The 18,949-nt window shown below is 58.0% G+C and carries 15 protein-coding genes; 10 read left to right on the top strand and 5 right to left on the bottom strand.

All coding sequences use genetic code 11. The features are described 5' to 3' along the window. Positions 1-109 precede the first annotated feature (109 nt). Positions 110-1,501 (top strand): alpha-amylase, encoded by a 1,392-nt coding sequence (locus CTT34_RS16410; RefSeq protein ID WP_159343374.1) that lies wholly within the window; start codon positions 110-112, stop codon positions 1,499-1,501. A gap of 78 nt (positions 1,502-1,579) precedes the next feature. Here the strand turns inward: CTT34_RS16410 and CTT34_RS16415 are convergent, their stop codons facing one another. Beyond that, on the bottom strand, positions 1,580-2,281 hold the full coding sequence (locus CTT34_RS16415) for an HAD family hydrolase (protein WP_159343375.1): 702 nt from the start codon (positions 2,279-2,281) through the stop codon (positions 1,580-1,582). Between the two features lie 76 nt (positions 2,282-2,357). Beyond that, positions 2,358-5,057: a bifunctional diguanylate cyclase/phosphodiesterase gene (locus CTT34_RS16420; RefSeq protein WP_159343376.1), complete on the bottom strand. Its 2,700-nt coding sequence runs from the start codon at positions 5,055-5,057 to the stop codon at positions 2,358-2,360. Between the two features lie 204 nt (positions 5,058-5,261). Between CTT34_RS16420 and CTT34_RS16425 the strand changes: the two genes are divergently transcribed. Continuing rightward, entirely contained in the window at positions 5,262-6,791 is a 1,530-nt protein-coding gene (locus tag CTT34_RS16425; protein WP_159343377.1) for a sensor domain-containing diguanylate cyclase, read from the top strand. Between the two features lie 98 nt (positions 6,792-6,889). Here CTT34_RS16425 and CTT34_RS16430 read toward each other — a convergent pair whose 3' ends face one another. Further along, positions 6,890-7,420 (bottom strand): winged helix DNA-binding protein, encoded by a 531-nt coding sequence (locus CTT34_RS16430; RefSeq protein ID WP_159343378.1) that lies wholly within the window; start codon positions 7,418-7,420, stop codon positions 6,890-6,892. Between the two features lie 243 nt (positions 7,421-7,663). Here CTT34_RS16430 and CTT34_RS16435 point away from each other — a divergent pair, with 243 nt between their 5' ends. From CTT34_RS16435 to CTT34_RS16470, 8 genes are all read left to right on the top strand, one after another. Then, positions 7,664-9,484 carry an ABC transporter ATP-binding protein gene (locus tag CTT34_RS16435; protein WP_159343844.1) on the top strand — a complete coding sequence of 607 codons (1,821 nt, stop codon included), beginning with the start codon at positions 7,664-7,666 and terminating at the stop codon, positions 9,482-9,484. 42 nt (positions 9,485-9,526) lie between these two features. After that, complete coding sequence (locus CTT34_RS16440) at positions 9,527-10,954, top strand: ABC transporter substrate-binding protein (protein WP_254436409.1); 1,428 nt, start codon at positions 9,527-9,529, stop codon at positions 10,952-10,954. Positions 10,955-11,103: 149 nt separating this feature from the next. Next, complete coding sequence (locus tag CTT34_RS16445) at positions 11,104-12,027, top strand: ABC transporter permease (protein WP_159343379.1); 924 nt, start codon at positions 11,104-11,106, stop codon at positions 12,025-12,027. A 9-nt stretch (positions 12,028-12,036) separates the two neighbouring features. After that, complete coding sequence (locus tag CTT34_RS16450) at positions 12,037-12,900, top strand: ABC transporter permease (protein ID WP_159343380.1); 864 nt, start codon at positions 12,037-12,039, stop codon at positions 12,898-12,900. Further along, the gene (locus tag CTT34_RS16455; protein WP_159343381.1) at positions 12,897-14,663 is read left to right on the top strand and encodes a M14 family metallopeptidase; all 1,767 of its coding nucleotides are present in this window, start codon (positions 12,897-12,899) and stop codon (positions 14,661-14,663) included. Before CTT34_RS16450 ends, CTT34_RS16455 begins: the two co-directional genes overlap by 4 nt. 24 nt (positions 14,664-14,687) lie before the next feature. Continuing rightward, entirely contained in the window at positions 14,688-15,446 is a 759-nt protein-coding gene (locus CTT34_RS16460) for a 5-oxoprolinase subunit PxpA (RefSeq protein ID WP_159343382.1), read from the top strand. Next, positions 15,443-16,147: a 5-oxoprolinase subunit PxpB gene (gene pxpB, locus CTT34_RS16465; protein ID WP_159343383.1), complete on the top strand. Its 705-nt coding sequence runs from the start codon at positions 15,443-15,445 to the stop codon at positions 16,145-16,147. The genes CTT34_RS16460 and pxpB overlap by 4 nt, the downstream gene beginning before the upstream one ends. Further along, entirely contained in the window at positions 16,144-17,076 is a 933-nt protein-coding gene (locus CTT34_RS16470) for a 5-oxoprolinase subunit C family protein (protein WP_159343384.1), read from the top strand. The genes pxpB and CTT34_RS16470 overlap by 4 nt, the downstream gene beginning before the upstream one ends. A gap of 43 nt (positions 17,077-17,119) precedes the next feature. On the opposite strand, the gene CTT34_RS16475 is transcribed toward CTT34_RS16470, so the two are convergent. After that, positions 17,120-18,640, bottom strand: coding sequence for a sodium:solute symporter family protein (locus CTT34_RS16475; protein WP_159343385.1), 1,521 nt, complete (start codon positions 18,638-18,640; stop codon positions 17,120-17,122). Continuing rightward, the gene (locus tag CTT34_RS16480; protein WP_159343386.1) at positions 18,633-18,821 is read right to left on the bottom strand and encodes a hypothetical protein; all 189 of its coding nucleotides are present in this window, start codon (positions 18,819-18,821) and stop codon (positions 18,633-18,635) included. The genes CTT34_RS16475 and CTT34_RS16480 overlap by 8 nt, the downstream gene beginning before the upstream one ends. Positions 18,822-18,949 lie beyond the last annotated feature (128 nt).

Consider the following 18,949-nt stretch of genomic DNA (forward strand, 5'->3'; position numbering starts at 1 on the left):
CAGGCGCCCTCCTCCTCTTGTCTACGCCCCTCGGCGCTCTCGTAAGGAGGGTTTGAGTCACTCTGTATACCGTCATGTTATTCGCCACAATGACAACAAAGGTGATCTCATGTTTGCGAAATACTCCGTTGCCCTGGCTGCCAGCGCGGCACTGAGCATAGGGCTTTCCGCGCAACCTGCTAGCGCTGATACGTTCGTGCACTTATTTGAATGGCAGTGGGAAGATGTTGCCCAGGAGTGCGAAAATTGGCTAGGACCAAAAGGATTTAAAGCCGTACAGGTCTCGCCCCCACAAGAGCACATTCAGGGGGATGCTTGGTGGACTCGCTACCAGCCGGTCAGCTATCAGCTGGAAAGCCGCAGCGGCTCCAGCGACGCCTTTGCCGATATGGTGCAGCGCTGCAATGCAGCGGGGGTCGATGTGTACGCGGATGCAGTGATTAACCATGTGGCCCACGGCAAGGGCCAGGGCATTGCCGGCTCGTCTTATGACAATGAAGCACTGAACTATCCCCATTATCAGCGCGATGACTTCCAGGAACCCTGCGGCATCGAACAGAGCGACTATACGCAAAATGCTGAGCGCGTTCGGCAATGTCAGCTAGTCGGCCTACCCGATCTGAACACGAGCGACCCCACCGTGCAGAGCCATATTGCGGATTACTTGGATACCTTGGCAGTACTGGGTGTGAGGGGTATTCGGGTCGATGCAGCCAAGCATATGGCCCCCAGCGATATTGCGGCCATTCTGGCGCAGGTAGATACGCCGCTTTACGCCTTTCAGGAAGTCATCGACCTAGGCGGTGAGGCGATCAGTGCCACGGAGTATCAAGGTACGGCGGATATCACCGAGTTTCGCTACGGAGCGTCTCTTGGTGATATTTTCAACAATCGAGCCCTGGCCAACCTTCAGCAGTTTGGCGAATCGCCTGCCCTGCTGCCGAGCGATCAAGCCGTCGTATTTACCGATAACCATGATAATCAGCGTGGCCACGGGGCGGGCGGCAGCAATATTCTGACGCATCGAGATGATGCGCTTTATCGCTTAGCCAACGTGTTCATGCTGGCATGGCCGTATGGATACCCGAAAGTCATGTCGAGCTACGCCTTTTCCGACAGCGACCAGGGTCCGCCACAAGTCGCCGTCTACCAGCAGGGCGAGGCCCAATGTGGGGAAGCCTGGGTATGCGAACACCGCTGGCCCGAGATTGCCAATATGGTCGCGTTTCGCCAACAAGCCGACGGCTCAGAGGTCACCCACTGGTGGGATAATGGCCATCATCAAATCGCCTTCAGCCGCGAAGCCCAGGGCTTTATTGCGATTAACCGGGAGCCGCAAGCGCTCACCCACACCTTTCAAACCGATATGGCAGATGGCCACTATCAAAACGTGACGGCTGAGGGACAGTGTATCGTGGTAGAGGATGGTCAACTGACGTTGAGCGTTCCCGCCATGTCTGCGGTAGCCCTGCACGTCGGCGCTCCCTGTCCAGCCTCATAGCCTGGTCGTCTAACGGGCTCTGCCAGCAGAGCCCTTCAAAGAGATGTTATGGCGCGACTGGCAACTCTCGCCATGCGCTTAAATTGCCTTAGCAACTTGGGCAAGTGCGGATGCCCGCCAGTCTAAGCGTCGCCACCCTTCTACGCTAGCCACCTCGGCCAATACCGGGTCTGGGTTGACCGCTACGGCGCAATCCACGTACTGCAGCAGCGGCAGGTCATTGCGGGAGTCGGAGTAGAAAGTGGTATGGCTTGGGGTGATGGCGTGTTCTGCTAACCACTGCTGAAAGCGGATCACCTTGCCGCCTCGGTACGAGAGCACGCCTTGGCTAGCGCCGGTATACACACGCCCCTCCTCCGAAGTGGCGACTTCCAGCTCCACCGCGAGCACGTGCTCGATGCCCAACGCCGCCGCAATGGGGGCCACCAAATGGTGGGATGAGGCAGAGATCAGCACCAGGGTATCGCCCGCGTTGCGATGGTTTTCCAGACAGCGCCACGCCTGATCGAAAATGCGCGGCTGCAAATGGGTGTCGACGAAGCGCTCCACCTCTTTTTCGACGTCGGACACTCGCCGCCCTTTCAAGGGAGCCAACGTCATGGCGAGGTACTCTTCCAACTTGAGCTTGCCCGCGTGATAGGCCTGCTGCATCTGCTCCGCACGCGCCATGAAGCGCTCCGCGTCGCTGATCCACCCTTGCTCAATCATCCATAAATTCCAGCGGTCGCTGCAGTCTCCATCCAGGAGGGTGTCATCAAGGTCAAACAGGGCCAGGCGCATGGGAAACTCCTATCGTCGCGGTTTGGCGCGCGTAGGGTATGCCAAGCATGATGACAGTAAGATGACGAACGCGCGCCTAACGGCTCAGCCAGGTACGGGCAAAACTGTCAGCCGACAGCGGTTTGCCAAACCAGTAACCTTGCGCCTGATTGCACCCCATCTCGGCCAGTAGCGCTGCCTGGGCGGCACTCTCGACGCCTTCGGCGAGGGTTTTCATATCCAGCGTGTTGGCCATGGCGATGATCGTTTGCACGATGGCGCGATCGTGGTGGTTATCCAACATATCGCGCACGAACGAGATGTCGATTTTGAGCGCATCGGCTGCGAAACGACGCAGGTAAGAGAGCGAAGAGTAGCCGGTGCCAAAATCGTCGATGAACAGCGCATAGCCTGCTTGCCGCATGGCCTGGGTGATGATGACCGCCTGATCGGGGTCGCGCATGAAGTCGCTTTCGGTCAGCTCGATGGCAATCGCACTGGGCGAGACGCTGGAGGTGAGCGTGGCAATATGGGTGGTCAAGCGCGGGTCGGCAAACTGCTGCGCGGAGATGTTGATCGATAGCCGTCCAGGGAGCGGTGTACCCGCCGCCTGCCACTCGCTCAGCTGGCGAGCGGCCTCTTCCAGCACCCAGTCGCCGAGTAAACGAATCAGCCCGCGCTCCTCTGCCAGGGGGATGAATTCGCCCGGGCTTACCCAGCCCCATTCGGGATCGTGCCAGCGGCATAGCGCCTCTGCCCCGGTCAACGCTTGAGTGTGTAAATCCACCTGAGGCTGGAAGTAGAGTTCCAGCCGCCGCTCCAAGATCGCCACGTGCAGCCGCTCGGTCATCCATTGGCGGCGCTCCAGGGTATGACGCATGGTTTGCGTATAAGGAGAGATGTTGGTGTCGCGCTTTTTGGCGTGGTGTAGCGCGATGCTAGCCGCATTGAACAGCTCGCTGGCCTTGGCGACATCGCCAGGGTAGCGCGCAAAGCCAATGCTCACGTCCAAATTGAAGACGCGATGATCCAAACGAATCGGCCGCTTGACCAAGCTGCACAGCTGTTTGACCACGTCATCCACGCTCGCGCGATCGATGTGAGGCAACAGCAGCGCGAACTCGTCCCCCGACAGTCGCGCGCAGTGCACGTTCGGCAGGTCCAGGTGACGCAAACGTCCCGCCACGGTGGCCAATAACTGATCACCAATGTGATGGCCGTGCAGGTCGTTGATCTCTTTGAAGCGGCGCAAATCCAACAGCAGCAGCGCCAGCGGCGACGTCTGCTCATGGGCAAGCTGTTCCATGTCGCGCAGATACTCCATGAACTGCACCCGATTGGGCAAACCGGTCGTGCTATCGGTGTAGGCCAGCTGATGCATATGGCGATGGTCACGGCGTCGCTCTAGCTCCGCGGCCGCTCCCGTGGAGAGAATCTGTAGCACCGAGGTAGCAAAGGCATTGGTGGTTAACGGCGCTTGGTAAAACACCATCATCGCCCCAATGGCTTCGCCTTTTGCGTTATCCAGCCGTCGACCAATCCAGGCTTGTGCGCTCAGCGTAGCGCCCGGCAGAGTAAAGCGCTGGCCATGATGGACGACGCTCTCTTGTTCGAGTACGACGCGTTCGACCGGCGTATCGCGCAGCAAAAAGGTGTGATTCTTGCGAGGCTGACCGGCGACGACCAGGCTCACGGTATGGCCCGTGGTGGCGGGTAGCACATTATTGGGGTGGGGCGACGCTCCCTGGGGCGGCGGTACGGGCTGATCCAGTAGGGCAATGAACCCTGCATCGGCTTCCAATAGCGTGGTCAGCGTGGCGATCAGCTGCTGAAAGTAGTCATCGCCTACCCGGGAGGTCACGGTCGAGGCGACTTGTACGACCGCCTGCTGCACTCGCTGCGCCTCTTGCTGGTCGGTCACGTCGGTAATGAAGCCTTCCAAACAGAGCACGTCCCCTTCGTCGGAGAAAATGGCCTGCCCCTGTTCCCACATCCAGCGCTCGCTGCCGTCGCGATGCCGGATACGAAACGTCACCCGATAAGGGCGGCGCTGGCGAATCGCCGCCTGCACCTCCTGGAACAGCCGCTCTTGATCCTCCCTGTGCACGAGACTGGCAAAACTCGTCACTCGGCTGTGTTCCAACTCCTCCGGCCGATAACCGGTCAGCGCTTCGGCACCTTGACTCACTAACTGCATGGTCCAGTCGTGGTCATTCAGGCAGCGGTAGGCCATGCCGGGCAAGTGATTGAGCAGGGTGTTCAGCCGCCGCTCGCTCTCTTTGGCGGCGGCCTCGCTTTTGCGCAGCGCGGCTTCTGCCTGCCGACGACCCAGCTCGGCACCCGCTTGTGCGGCGGCAATGCGCAGAATTTCGTTCTCTAACCCATCGAATGCCATGGCACGATTGTTGAGCACGGCCAGTAGGCCAATGGCCGAGCCATCGGGTCCAAACAGCGGCAAGCCCATGTAGCTATCGGCACCGAGCTGGCTCAGGAGATCGTCTTCTGGAAAGCGGGACTGCACATCGCAGGCGTACAGACAGGGCTCACGACCTACCACGGTTTCACAAGGGGTGCCCGCCAGCGGATAGGAGAGATTGGCTTGCAAGCCCCCTCTTGACCAAACGGCCAGGGTTTCCGCTATATTGGCATCAGTGACGACCGCCACCAGCGCATGGTCGACGGCCAGTAGATGAGCAAGCTGTTCCACCAGGGTAGCAAAGAAACAGGGCTGACCACTGCGTCCGACCCCTTCTGCCAACTGGCGAAAAATCTCTGCTGCTTCTTTCCTTGTGTGCATCGTTGCACTCGCTTATGTCGTTATAGAGCAGCTAAGCTTTGCCACTGTTTTAACAAAGCACGGCGACGTTTGCACCATAAACAGCTACCTTATGGAAGATGTCGAAAATGCCCAAGCGTATCGGTGGCCTTGGCATTATGATAAAAACATCTATCGCTATTCAGTTGACTGCCCGCTTCGCTGCACGGCATTTGAGGAGACACTATGACGGGGCCTACCGCCGTCAGCGAAACACTCTACACCTCGCTGGCTAACCAGCTTCCCAGCTTTCTCAGCAGCGCCTTGCTGCAATGCAAGCGACTACCGACCCTACCCGCCGTAGCGCTCAAGGTGCTAGACATCTCGCGCAGTGGCGACGCCACTTTGAGCGATTACGCCCGCGCCATCGAATACGATCCTGCCCTGACGGCCCGGGTCATGAGCGTGGCCAATAGCGTGCACTACCTGCGCGCGGCCCAGCCGCCTCATACCTGTTTCGAGGCGACCCAGCGCCTGGGGCTGGATGTCACCCTGGCCACGGTACTGAGCTTTTGCCTGTTTGAACATGGCCACACCGCCCGCAGTCGCCAGCACTTTTGGCAGCGCGCCGTCACGGCGGCCGTCACCGCGAGCTACCTCGCGCAGCAGCTCTGCCCCCACCAGTCCGGGAGCGTGTTTACCTCGGCGCTATTGCAAGACATTGGCATGTTGGCCCTGCAAACCGCCTACCCCACCGACGCTGACCTGCTGTATGGCACCGAGCACACCTCCCACCTACATACCCTTCAGATGGAAAGGCGCTATTTCGGCTGCGACCACGCTCTGGTGGGCGCTTGGTTGCTGGCAAAATGGGGCGCCCATGACGCGTTAGTGCAGGCGATCCACGGCAGCCACGACGGGCTCGATACCGAGGATAACGCTGCGCTCTGCCTACGGGTCTCCGGCTCGGTGGCCGATGCTTGGTTATCGGCCAATCCCGCTCAAGCATTAGCGGGCGTGATACGCCAGCTCCAGGCGTTAGCGCCTGCGAGCGAGTGGGCCATGTCGGGGCTGCTGGCACACCTGGAGCAGTCCCTTCCCCCCTTGATGGACACCCTCGGACTGAGTCAGCCCGTCCCGGTCGACAGCGTAGCGCTACTGCAGGAGGCTCAGCAGCTGCTCTTCGAGCACACATTGATGCTTAGCGCTCGCTTGGACGCCCAGCAAAAAGCACGCAAAACGCTGCTCAACGATTACGCCATGCTAGAGCAGCGCAGCCGGATCGACCCGCTGACCCAACTGGCCAATCGCGCTTGGCTGGAGGAGCAGCTACGCGCGCGCTTTCACCTCTGCCTATCGACCAAACGCACCATGTCGGTGGTGTTCATCGACCTGGACCACTTCAAAGTGCTCAACGATCGCTTCGGCCATCAGGCGGGCGATGAAGTGCTCACCCGTTTTGGCAAAATGCTCGCTTCGCTGATTCGCGTGGGCGACCTGGCGGGCCGCTACGGGGGCGAAGAGTTTCTGGTGATTCTGCCGGACGAGGATGCCGAGGGCGCGAGACGTTTTGCCGAACGCATTACTCGACGCTTGCAGGAGCGCCCCATGGCACGGATCGAGCAAGAGGCGCTTTACGTCTCCGTGTCGATTGGCGTGGCTTGCCTGACCGACGGCGGCTTTGGCAACGAGCGAGAACTGATCGATGCCGCCGACCAGAGCATGTACTTCATCAAACGCTCTGGCCGGGGCGGAGTGTCGGTGTATGGTCACTAACCCTGGCCGTCAGCTCGTCATGGCATAGGGCAGGTAGAGCGCGATGCTGGGGAAGAGATGCATGAGCGCAATGGCTAACCATATCCTTAGTGTCGTTTTCAAAGTGAGGCCGCTGCTCTAGCGGCTTGGTCATACAAACCTGACATAGTTCGCAAAATGCTAGCCAAGCGGCTTATTTCGCTGCGCTCAATACCCATTGAATCAAGTGACTCAATGAGGCATACCTCTCGAATTTCGGCATAGCGATTACAAGCATCATGCCCCAGATCTGTTGTACTAAACAGTGTCTCTTTACCGTGCTTTTCACCTACTACTAATCCTAATTTTGAGAGCTTGCGCAATGCGTATGTCACTGTGTGGGTGTCTTCAACGTTGAGAACTAAACAAATATCCCCCTGCCGTTTTGCTCGCGCCCTATGATTGACGCTATGAAGCACTAAAACATCGAGTGCCCCAAGCTCAGGGTAACCTGTAGCAGTCATGCAACGCACCATCCAGCGGTTGAACGCATTACTTGAAATAATCAGCCCAAATTCAAACTCCGAAAGTTCTTGCGCTTTGTGGGACAGATGTTCTGACGACACGATGGGGTTTCTCTTGGGGGGCAAAGTCTGTCTCTCTTTGCTCATAGGCATGCTCTTTATAGTTGATTTTGTCGAAGATATCTCTTCATTCATGGAGGGATCAGAGGCCCTATGATCGGCTTTTGGAGCGGTGCTTGGCAAACGGCTTTTTCATGATGTCTCAAGCTGTCTGCCTACATCTAAATAGCAAATACCTAATTGACATACATACACCATGCAGATAATTTCTAGATAAATTATATAAAAAATACAGGTAAAATTGTGCTATCAACACTACCCTTGCTGTCCGTGCAATCGCTCGATATCACGTTCGGATCCAATCGGGTCGTTCAGGATCTCTCGTTTGATCTTCACGCTGGCCAAACCCTGGCGATCGTCGGCGAGTCCGGTTCGGGAAAGTCTATGACGTCCTTAGCCATAATGGGCCTAGTCCATTATCTCAATGCCACCATCTCTAAGGGCCATATCTTTTATCGCGATACGAGCGACAAAGCGCCGCTGGATCTGACTAAGCTTTCTGACAAGGAGATGCGCAAGATCCGCGGCAAAGAGATCTCGATGATCTTCCAGGAGCCGATGACATCTCTCAATCCGGTCTATACCATCGGCGACCAAATCACTGAAGTGCTCCTGCTTCACGGCGATTACAGCCGGGCCACAGCAAGTGAAGAGGCCTTGAAACTACTGCGCTTAGTCCGCTTGGCCGATGCCGAATCGCTTTTGAAACGCTACCCACACCAACTCTCAGGCGGTATGCGCCAACGAGTAATGATCGCCATGGCGTTGGCTTGCAAACCAAAGGTTCTGGTGGCTGATGAGCCCACCACGGCTCTAGACGTTACCATTCAGGCGCAGATTCTCGCCATCATCCGAGATCTCCAAAAAGAGCTCGGTATGGCAGTAATTTTCATCACCCATGACATGGGCGTGGTGGCAGAAGTGGCCGATCACGTAGTGGTGATGCGCAACGGCGAGAAGGTCGAAGAGGCGGATGTCGCCACATTGTTCGCCTCGCCCCAAGCCCCCTACACCCAGGCACTGCTAGCGGCAGTGCCCACACTTGGCAGCATGCACGGCGAAGCACTTCCTCGGGCCGAGCCACTTATAATCTTTGATGGCGAAAAGGTCGTGACCCAGGGGGAGCCCACGCTTCAAGACACCGTGTGCGTACAGGAAACGCCAGTGGTCAGCGTGCGTAATCTGGTAACACGGTTTGATATCCACAAGGGTTTTTTTGGCGGTGTGAGCCACCGCGTCCACGCCGTTGAGCACGTCAGTTTTGAAATCTTCCCCGGAGAGACACTGGCCCTAGTGGGCGAATCAGGCTCAGGTAAGTCCACTATAGGACGAACTATTCAGCAACTGCAGAAAAGCACCAGTGGTGATATCACCTTCTCTGGCAAGCCTGTCGCGAAAATGTCGCGCGGCGAAAAGATGAATCTGCGCCAAGAGGTGCAGTACATTTTCCAGGACCCCTTCGCCTCGCTGGACCCTCGCAAGACCGCAGGCTTCTCCATAGCAGAGCCCATCCATACTCACCGCTTGATGGGCAACAGCAAGCTTATCCAGCAACGTGTAAGCGAGCTGCTCGAGCGTGTAGGCCTGAAACCGGAACACGCCAACCGCTATCCACACGAATTTTCTGGCGGACAGCGCCAGCGCATCTGTATCGCCCGGGCGCTGGCCTCCAAGCCTAAACTCATTATTGCCGACGAGGCACTTTCTGCACTGGACGTTTCCATTCAGGCGCAGATCATTCACCTGATGATGCAGCTTCAACGCGAAGAGGGACTAGCGTACCTGTTTATCAGCCACGACATGGCAGTGGTGGAGAAGATGAGTCACCGCGTGGCGGTTCTGCACCTTGGCCAGATCGTCGAAATGGGGCCACGTCAACGAGTGTTCGACGCGCCCCAACACGCCTATACAAAGAAACTGCTTTCGGCAGTGCCCGTGGCCGACCCTCACCATCGGCGCGAACACCTACTGCTGGACGGTGACATTCCAAGCCCCATTCGCAGGGTGGGCGATGAACCCACTGTCTACCCTCTTGATGAAATAGCCACCGGCCATTTCGTCTCGCGCGGGGGCGCCTCGCCCCGTTTGTAGCACTTCGTTTCCAACCTAAACAAAAAACTAGAGAAGAGATCAATGAAAAAGACAACGCTATTCAAGGCCTGCACTCTAGCTGCCGCCCTAGCCACCGCTGGAACGAGCCATGCAGGGTCACTGACCATCGCCTCTCCTCAGGACCCAGGCAGTTGGGATCCAATCGATACCTTTCTGGTCAACTGGGCATCGGTGGCCACCAACATTTTCGATGGCCTAACTTATCGTGGCCCAAATCTTGAACTGGTGCCTGGTCTTGCCACCAATTGGGAGGAGCTGGACGACGGCAAGCGCATCCGCTTTACGCTTCGCGAGGGCGTAGTATTCCATAATGGCGAGCCCTTCAACGCCGAAGCTGTAAAATTCACCTTTGATCGCCTCCTGGGTGAAGAGGGTGCCCGTGGCCCGCAGCGCTCTAACTATACCGCGATATCCCATGTGGAAGTCATCGACGACCATACCGTCGATTTCTTTCTATACCAGCCCGACCCAGTGCTACTGACCAAGCTAGCCGGTTATGGCGCAATGATCGTGCCACCCAATTACATCAAAGAGCACGGCGACGACTACTTCAATACTAACCCCGTAGGCACCGGTCCATTTCAGGTGGTCGACTATACACCTCGCTCCGATGTGAAGCTCGAAGCCTTTGCCGATCACTGGGGAGGCGCGCCGAAGCTCGATAGCGTCACCTATCGCTTCATCTCCGAACCCTCCACCGCCGTGGCTGAACTGCAGTCTGGCCGGGTGGATATTGTGCTGCCACCCACCATTCCCATTGGTATGATCAAATCGATCAACGACCATCCCAATACTGAGGTAGTGAGCGTCGCCTCACCTACTGTAGAAGCACTCCGCTTCAACACCCAAACAGGCATAACTGCCGATGAGCGGGTTCGCCAAGCCATCATCATGGCAGTTGATCGTCAGGCCATCGTCGACTCCATCCTGGCTGGCGAAGGCAACGTGATTGCAAGCTTTCAGGGCAGCCAGTCCTTCGGCTTCGACCCCGCGCTAGAACCCTACCCCTACGACCCTCAGCGAGCCCAGGAGCTACTCACCGAAGCTGGAGTCGAGCCAGGCACGACGCTGCAAATTGATGTGCGCGGCAACGACGCCACATTCGCTGAGGTGGCCCAGGTGGTCGCCGCCTATCTGCAGAGCGTGGGCCTCAACGCTTCAATCCAGCCCTACGAAACAAACGTATTGCTCAACGACATCATTCCCGCAGGGCGCACCGGAGCAATGTTTCAGCAAAAATGGGGGGCTGGACCTTCGACTTCGACAATACCGCGTACCTTATGTACCACAGCGGCGAACGTTGGAACCCCTATGACAGCGATGCCAAGCTGGACGAAATGCTCGACTCCCAGCGCAGCATCACTGACCAGGAAAAACGCGAAACGCTGCTGCAGTTCGTCGCTCGCTACACCAAGGAGCGTGCTCTGGAAATACCGCTTTATAGCTTGAATGCGCTGTACGGTGTGGGTAGCCGGGTGGAGAACTTCGAGCCAGCGCCGGATAGCCGAATTCGCCTGACCGACGTCGACGTTACCGAGTAATCCCAACCTGCCGCCGCTTTTAGAGCGGCGGCCGCCTGTTTTCCGAGGAGAGGCCCCGTGGCCAAGTTTCTTTTTTACCGTCTGCTGCAAGCGCTGTTCGTGCTCGTGGCGGTAACACTGATCGTGTCGTTTGCGATTCGACTGACCGGCGATCCTGCGGTCATGCTCGCCCAGGGCGCAGGCAGCATCACCGAAGCAGACCTTGAACGCATTCGTGAAGCACTCGGCCTCAACCAGCCGTTTTTAGTGCAGTACTTGGATTTCCTGAAAGGACTGTTTACCGGCGACCTGGGTCGTAGTTTCATGGGGGGCACACAAGTGAGCGAGCTGGTCGGCCGCGCCTTACCAGCAACTCTGGCGCTTGCCTTCGCTTCACTATTCATTTCTATCGCGCTATCAATCCCGCTAGGCGTGAAGGCCGCAGTATCCCGCGGCAGATGGCCCGATCAGGTGATTCGTATCATCTCCCTGATCGGCCTCTCCTTTCCAAACTTCTGGCTAGCCATCATGATGGTTCTGTTGATGTCCATCACATTCAACCTGCTACCACCCAGCGGTATGGAAGGGTGGCAAAGCTTCATTATGCCAGCCGCCACTATGGGCATCATTCTTACCGCCACCAACGTGCGCCTAGTGCGCACCACCATGCTGGAAACGCTGCGCTCCCAGTACATCATGGTGGCACGCGCCAAGGGGCTCTCCAATTCAGTAGTGCTCTATAAGCATGCACTTCGCAACTGTTCAATCCCGCTAATTACATATTTCGGACTGCAGTTCGGCGGGCTTTTAGGTGGCATTGTTGTGGTGGAGCGGGTATTCAACTGGCCAGGGCTGGGCACGCTAGCCTTTGATGCCGTGGCAGCCCGCGACTACCCGGTGCTGCAGGGCGTAATCACAGTCCTGTCACTTTTAATCATCTCTATCAACCTGCTGGTCGACATCGCCTATGGTTTCGTCGACCCCCGTGTGCGCAAAAGTTAGGGAACCTTTATGTCGGTAAACTCACTGTTGTTTAATTTCTCGAAACTTCGGCGCTTCAAGAGCCTCGAGTTCATCATGGGCACTGTGCTAGTAGGCGGTATTGGCCTGGCCGTGTTGTTCTCAAGCTGGCTTTTTCCGGACGGCGGCAGCGGTGTCAACCTAGCCATGCGTCTGACCCCACCGCTGGCCGACGGAAACTTTCTGCTAGGCACTGACCCACTGGGGCGCGACGTACTGGCCCGGGTGATTATTGGCGGCGAAATTTCTCTTAAAGTGGGCTTCTACTCAGCGCTGGGCGCGGTGGTGCTGGGCATCGTGATGGGGCTGTTGTCCGGTTACTACGGAGGGATTGTCGACATAGTCGTTATGCGCTTTGCCGACGTGCAGCTTGCTTTGCCTTTCATACTGCTAGCGATCACCTTTATTGCGGTGATCGGCGGCGGTCTGACCAACATGATCATTTTATTGATCGTCTCCCAATGGGTGCAATACGCTCGTCTGGTGAGAGGCTCTGTGCTCTCGCTCAAGGATCGTGAGTTTATCCTCTCAGCCCAGGCAATCGGTGTGCGTGATTGGCGTATTCTATTCCAACACCTACTTCCCAACCTGCTGGGTCCAGTCATCGTGCTGATGACTCTGAACGTAGCAAATAACATCCTGCTGGAAAGCAGTCTGACTTTCCTAGGCCTGGGAGTCGACCCAGTCATTCCGAGCTGGGGCGGCATGCTGGCGGAAGGCCGCACCTATCTCCAAACCGCCTGGTGGGTCAGCGTCTTCCCAGGGGTAGCCATCCTACTCACCGTGCTAGGCCTCAACCTCCTGGGTGACTGGCTGCGCGACACCCTTGATCCGACAGGAAGGACCACACGATGACTATCCTATTGGACACCACTTTCGAGCGCAGCGTAGAGGCAATCGTCGCCCAGTACCAGAACACGCTCTCACCGGGCGATACGCTCACCGCTTGGGTTTTTGACGACCATGCCGCCCGTCAGCGCGCCGAGCAGTCGCTGCAAGCCCATAGCATCCAGGCGCGCTTCTACAGCGCTTATAAGCCCTTGGTACACTATGTGATTGAGGAGCTTGGCGAGCGGCCACTGCTCTCGATACACATTCGCTATCCAGCTCCCGTCGATGCGCCCAAGCGCTTTCTGCTGGAAGCTTACCCCTTGGCAGGTCTTCTCGGCGAGCACGTCGTGCTGAGCTGGGAGGCCGTCGCCTGTCAAGCACACACTGCGCTCTACCACTACGAGCTGGTGCTGACAAATGAAGACGGCACCCAAGAGGTAGTGCGCGTGGCAGCCCCCAACCGTCATCATCTGGACCACGTTGGGGCCTGGCAGCTCTCGCCCTGCGGCTGGATTTGTTGGCAAAGCACTAACGGCCATAGCGACAGTTCTTTCTACGCCTGCGACTACGCCCAGCTCTTTGAGGCGGCCATAGACGCTATTACCCAGGCTGAGTGGCCTGCAGAGCAGCCATTTTTCGAGGAGCTCAATATCAGTGTCACCCTGCCATGCCAGGATACGCGGCTGCCCTTCGGGCTTGAGCATATAAGCTTGGCCGAGGGGCTGCACGAGGAGCTCTACTTTTCGCTTTTGGAGGTCTATCAGCACCTTGCTGGCTTGCCTCTGGGCGACCGCTCGATCCAGCCTGGTCAGATTGTGCCGGAAATCAAGACCCGAGCTGAGGCACCGCCGTCGCTTACGATCACGCTTCGACAGTTGAGTACCGACGAAGCAACTACCGATGACGGAATCACTCTCGACAGCGCCGAACGCCCATTGAGTGCTACCAGAATACTCGCCGAGCTCGAAACCATTGAAGGAGAGGCACTTCACACCAAAAGCCGCAGTGGGCGTAAACTATCTGCCCGTTATCACAAAGGTCAAGACCGGGCGGTGATTATCAGCGCTGCGCAGCACGCCAACGAACCTTCGGGTGTTGTAGGCGCACTGCGCGCCGGGCGAGACCTATCGCGTCAGACAGGTTCGCACTTCGTGCTCTCACCGCTCGAGAATCCAGATGGCTACCGCCTACAGCAGCGGTTAGTCGCCGAGCAGCCAACTCACATGCACCATGCTGCACGCTATACGGCGTTCGGCAATGACCTTCAGGCTCAACCCCTGGGCGGAGAGTTCGAGCTAGCCATTCGCGAGCGCGCCAAGGCGGCAAGCGGAGCGCAGTTGCACATCAACCTGCATGGCTACCCCGCCCACGAATGGACCCGTCCGCTCACCGGTTACGTTCCTCGCAACTTCGAGTTGTGGTCGATACCCAAAGGTTTTTTTCTCGTCCTTCGCTATCATCAACATTGGAAAGCACAGGCAGAGGCGCTACTAGAACGCGTCACGGCACATCTAGCGAACGTTCCAGGGCTGGCAGCCTACAATCGACGTCAGATCAAGGCTTTCGAAGCCCACGCTGGCCGCCTAGAATTTGCCATACAGAATGATATTCCTTATCTGCTAACACGTGACGATACGCAGCTCACGCCACTCCAATTGATTACTGAATACCCAGACGAAACGATCTACGGTGACGATTTCGTAATGGCCCACCAAGTGCAGTATGAAACCATTATGAGTGCCTACCAGAATTATCAGTCGATAAAGCTGCCTGCTACTACGCAATAATCAGCGCTTTTCAGGAGAGTCACCATGAGCACAATGCTCCCCCTGCTTAACTGCGATATGGGCGAAAGTTTCGGCAACTGGTCGATTGGTTTGGACGCCGATGTCATGCCCTACGTTGACTGTGCCAACATTGCCTGCGGTTACCACGCATCCGACCCCCACGTGATGCGCAAGACAGTAAAGCTTGCCGTTCAGCACGGCGTAAAAATCGGTGCGCACCCTGGCTACCCGGATTTAATGGGCTTTGGCCGCCGCTCCATGGCCTGCTCGCCTGCCGAAGTGGAAGACATGATGCTCTACCAAATCGGCGCACTAGCGGGCATTTGCCAAGCGGAAGGCACCGCGCTGAGCTACGTCAAACCCCACGGGGCGATGTACAACGACATGGCCGCCAATCTGGCATTGCTGGAAGGTGCCATGCGCGCCGTCAAGGCGTTCGATGCCCGCTTGCCGCTCATGGTGATGGCCACCGCCAACCCAGAGCCGCATCGTCAATTAGCGGAAAAGATGGGCGTAACGCTATGGTTTGAAACCTTCGCGGACCGTGCTTATGAGGCCACTGGGCACTTAGCCTCTCGCCGCCTGCCGGGGGCCGTGCACCACGACCAAGCCACCATCGTCGCCCAAGCCGTCACGCTTGCGAAAGGGGAACCCCTCACCGCCCGGGATGGCAGCGCCTTGCAGTTGCCCTGCGACACGCTCTGCGTGCATGGCGATAACCCCGAATCCGTGGCCGCCGTGCGCGCCATTCGTGAGGCCTTTACGGCGCTGGAGTCCGCGTGAAACTGCGCTTAGAAACGGCAGCGATGGACGCCCTGACGGTGCGTCTGTTCGATGCCATTGATGAAAGCAATATGGCGTGGATCATGGCCGCCGACGAGGCGCTACGGCGCGCCTTCGATCACGCGCTGATTGATCTCATTCCGTCGTACACCACCCTGCTGGTGCACTACGACTGCCAAAAGCTCACCTTTGCCCAGGCCTCGACGCTCGCGCGCAGTGCGCTGCGCAATTTAACGCCCGCCGATGCCCAACAGGGCCAGCTCCACGAAATCCCCGTATGGTACGACGAGCGCGTTGGCCCGGAGCTGCCCACCGTTGCCCAGCGCGCTGGGCTCAGCGTCGAGGCGCTGATTGAGCGCCACTGCAGCCACGACTACTGCGTGTTTGCACTGGGCTTTGCCCCTGGCTACGGCTTTATGGGCCTGGTGGATGAAGCCATTGCCACGCCGCGTTTGAAAACGCCCCGCCAGCGCGTCGCGGCCGGAAGCGTGGGCATTGCCGACCGGCAAACCGCCATTTATCCGCTACTTTCCCCCGGCGGCTGGAACATTCTTGGCAGAACAGCCGTGCCGCTTTTCGAGCACGCCAAACGTGGCGAGCCGCTGCTGCGACCGGGCGATAAAGTGCGCTTTAAGGCGATATCCCAATCAGAATTTGAAGCGGCTGGGGGCGATACGACCCCGCTGGAGGAGCGGTCATGAGCCAACCCATGTTGACCGTCAAGCAAGCCGGACCGCTGGCGCTGATTCAAGATGCGGGCCGCTTCGGCGTCGGCCACTTAGGCGTGACTCAGGGCGGTGCCGCCGACTGGATCGCCTTCCGCTGGGCCAACTGGCTGCTGGGCAACCCGCTGGAGAGCGCCGCGCTGGAAATCGTCATGGGCGGCAACCTGACGCTGGTGGCCAATAGCGACGTGCGCCTTGCCCTCACCGGAGCCGACCTTGCCGCCACGCTGGATGGCCAGCCGCTGACGCCCAACGACAGCTTTATGATGCAAGCGGGCCAAACGCTGGTCTTTCGTCAGCCGCGAAAAGGCCTGCGCGCGTACCTTGCCTTTCCTGGCGGGCTTGATGCGCCAACAGTGCTGGGCAGCCAAGCCTGCACGGCAAGAGAGCACATCGGCGGCCTGCACGAAGATGGCAAACCGCTTAAAACCGGCGATCAGCTCACCTGGAAAGGCAGCAGCGCCACGCCGCGACAGTTACCCCAAGGCACCCTGCTTCCCCTGCCCGACTCAGAAGAAACCGTGCTGGACATGGTGCTGGGCTCCCAAGCCGCGCACTTTGCCGGGCGCAGCCTGTTCGATGCCTTCAACCAGCCCTGGACCGTGGACCAACGCGCTGACCGCATGGGCATTCGACTGACCGGCAAAGCGCTGAACAGCCGCCTGGGCGGCATCGTCTCTGAGGGGATTCCGTTAGGGGCCGTGCAGATTCCTCCCGATGGCCAGCCGATCATTCTGATGAACGATCGCCAAACCATCGGTGGCTACCCGCGCCTGGGTGCTTTGACGCCCATGGCCTGCGCCCGCCTCGCCCAGTGCTTGCCGGGCACCAAGGTGCGTTTGCAGCCCATCAGTGCGACGCAGGCGCAGGCGGCCTACAGAGCGCAGTTATTGAAGTGGCAGTAAGGCTAAAAAGCCCCTCATCAGGGGCTTTTATCGCTAGGAGTGCCTAATGAGCCGCTTGCTTCTTCGCCGGGTCATTGGCAGTGCGACGCTGTGTACCCAACTCTTCCGCGATGGCGGCAAAGAAAGCATCGGTAGAGGCTTGATGAGGCTTGGTCACAAGACTAACGCCAACAAACAGCACACTCGCGACCACAATGCCCCATACACCGGCAGGCAGACCCAGTAGTGAATTGCCGGTGGCATACATCAGCAGTACAAAGGCGCTGGTACCCACCACGCTGGTCAGTGCACCGGCAGCCGTGCCGCGCTTCCAATAGAAAGCACCGATCAGCGCAGGCACCATAGCCACCAAGCCCGACGAGGCGGCCACCGACAGCACTGCAATCAGGTCAAGCTGCAGCTCGGCGAAAGCCAGCGCCATCAGTGCAATCACCGGCACCACAAACTTACCCACCAGCAGTTGTCGCTTTTCACTAACGCTGGGTTTGAGGTTGGCATAGACGTCGCGGGAGACCATGGACGCCAGGGTCAGCATGATCGAGTCGATGGTGGAAACGGCCGCCGCCATGATGCCGATCATCACTATTACACCTAATACGGGCGGCACGAACTCTGAGGCCAGTAGCGTGGGCGTGGCTAAATCGGCGCGCTCTAGGCTAGGGAAAGCAGCCAACGCCGAGAAACCCCACAGCACGGAGACCAGAGTGTAAATAAACCCGAACACCAAAAAGCCAATCAGCATGTGGCGCATCGAGCGCAGCGACGAGGGCATGAAAAGACGCTGACTGACCTGCGGATTCGACAGGCTAAAGAAGAACCAGGGAATGGTGAGCCCTAGGAAGGTCACTAAGCTGAATAGCCCTGGGCCGGGTACCGTCAGGGACTGAGGGTGCTCCGTTGCCAACGTATCGAAGAGTACGCTAAAACCGCCCAGGTGTTGGATCACCAAGAGCGCGACCAACGTGGACGCCACGATCATCATGATGGCCTGGAGCGAGTCGGTCCACATGACCGAACGAATCCCCGCGATATAGGAGAAGAAAATGGCGATCACCGTAGCCAGCACGACCCCAGTGGTAAACGTGATGGTGCCATCCGTCATCCCCTGAAGCAGATAACCCACCCCGGCGAGCTGGACGGCAGAATAAGGAATCAGGAAGATACAGCTCGCTATCGACACGGCCATGGCCACCGGCTTGCTATGGTAGCGGTGGCCCAGCATCTCGCTGGGCGTCACGTAGCCAAACTTTTTGCCAACTGCCCAGAATTTAGGGCCGAAAACCGCCACCAGCGAGACACCGGCAAAATAGATGATTTCAAAACCGAAGGCGCCCACGCCGCCCGCATAGGTCAGGCCTGCCAAGCCCACCATCATAAAGGCGCTATACGTCGTGGCACTGTAGCTCAGCGCCGAGACCAAGCCGTTCATTTGGCGGTTACCCAAAAAGTACCCCGACATGCTGTCTGAGCCGCCTTTCGCCGAGCGTTGGCGCGACAACATAGCGATGCCAATCGCGACGACCACATAGATAGCGATAGACCACCCAATGAGCGACTCAGTCATCGCCATGTTCCTTAAAATCTGAGGTGATGAACACGTTCAGCGCAATGATGACCAGTCCGGCCACGGTCCAGAACAAAAAGCTGCCGTACCACCGCGACACGTCGCTCAACAGCGTGTAAGGCACTAAATAGCTCAACAAGACAACGGCCCATACGAGCCATATCCATTTACTGCGTGTCATCGTCGATCTCGTGTTGTTACATGGGAGGGAAAGCACACGCTACTGTAGCAAAGCTGACGAACCAGCGGTGCACAGTCACGCATACAAAAAAAGGCACCCGCTAGGGGTGCCTTGGATAGTACGAAGAA

The organism is Halomonas meridiana, assembly GCF_009846525.1.
Lineage (GTDB): Bacteria > Pseudomonadota > Gammaproteobacteria > Pseudomonadales > Halomonadaceae > Vreelandella.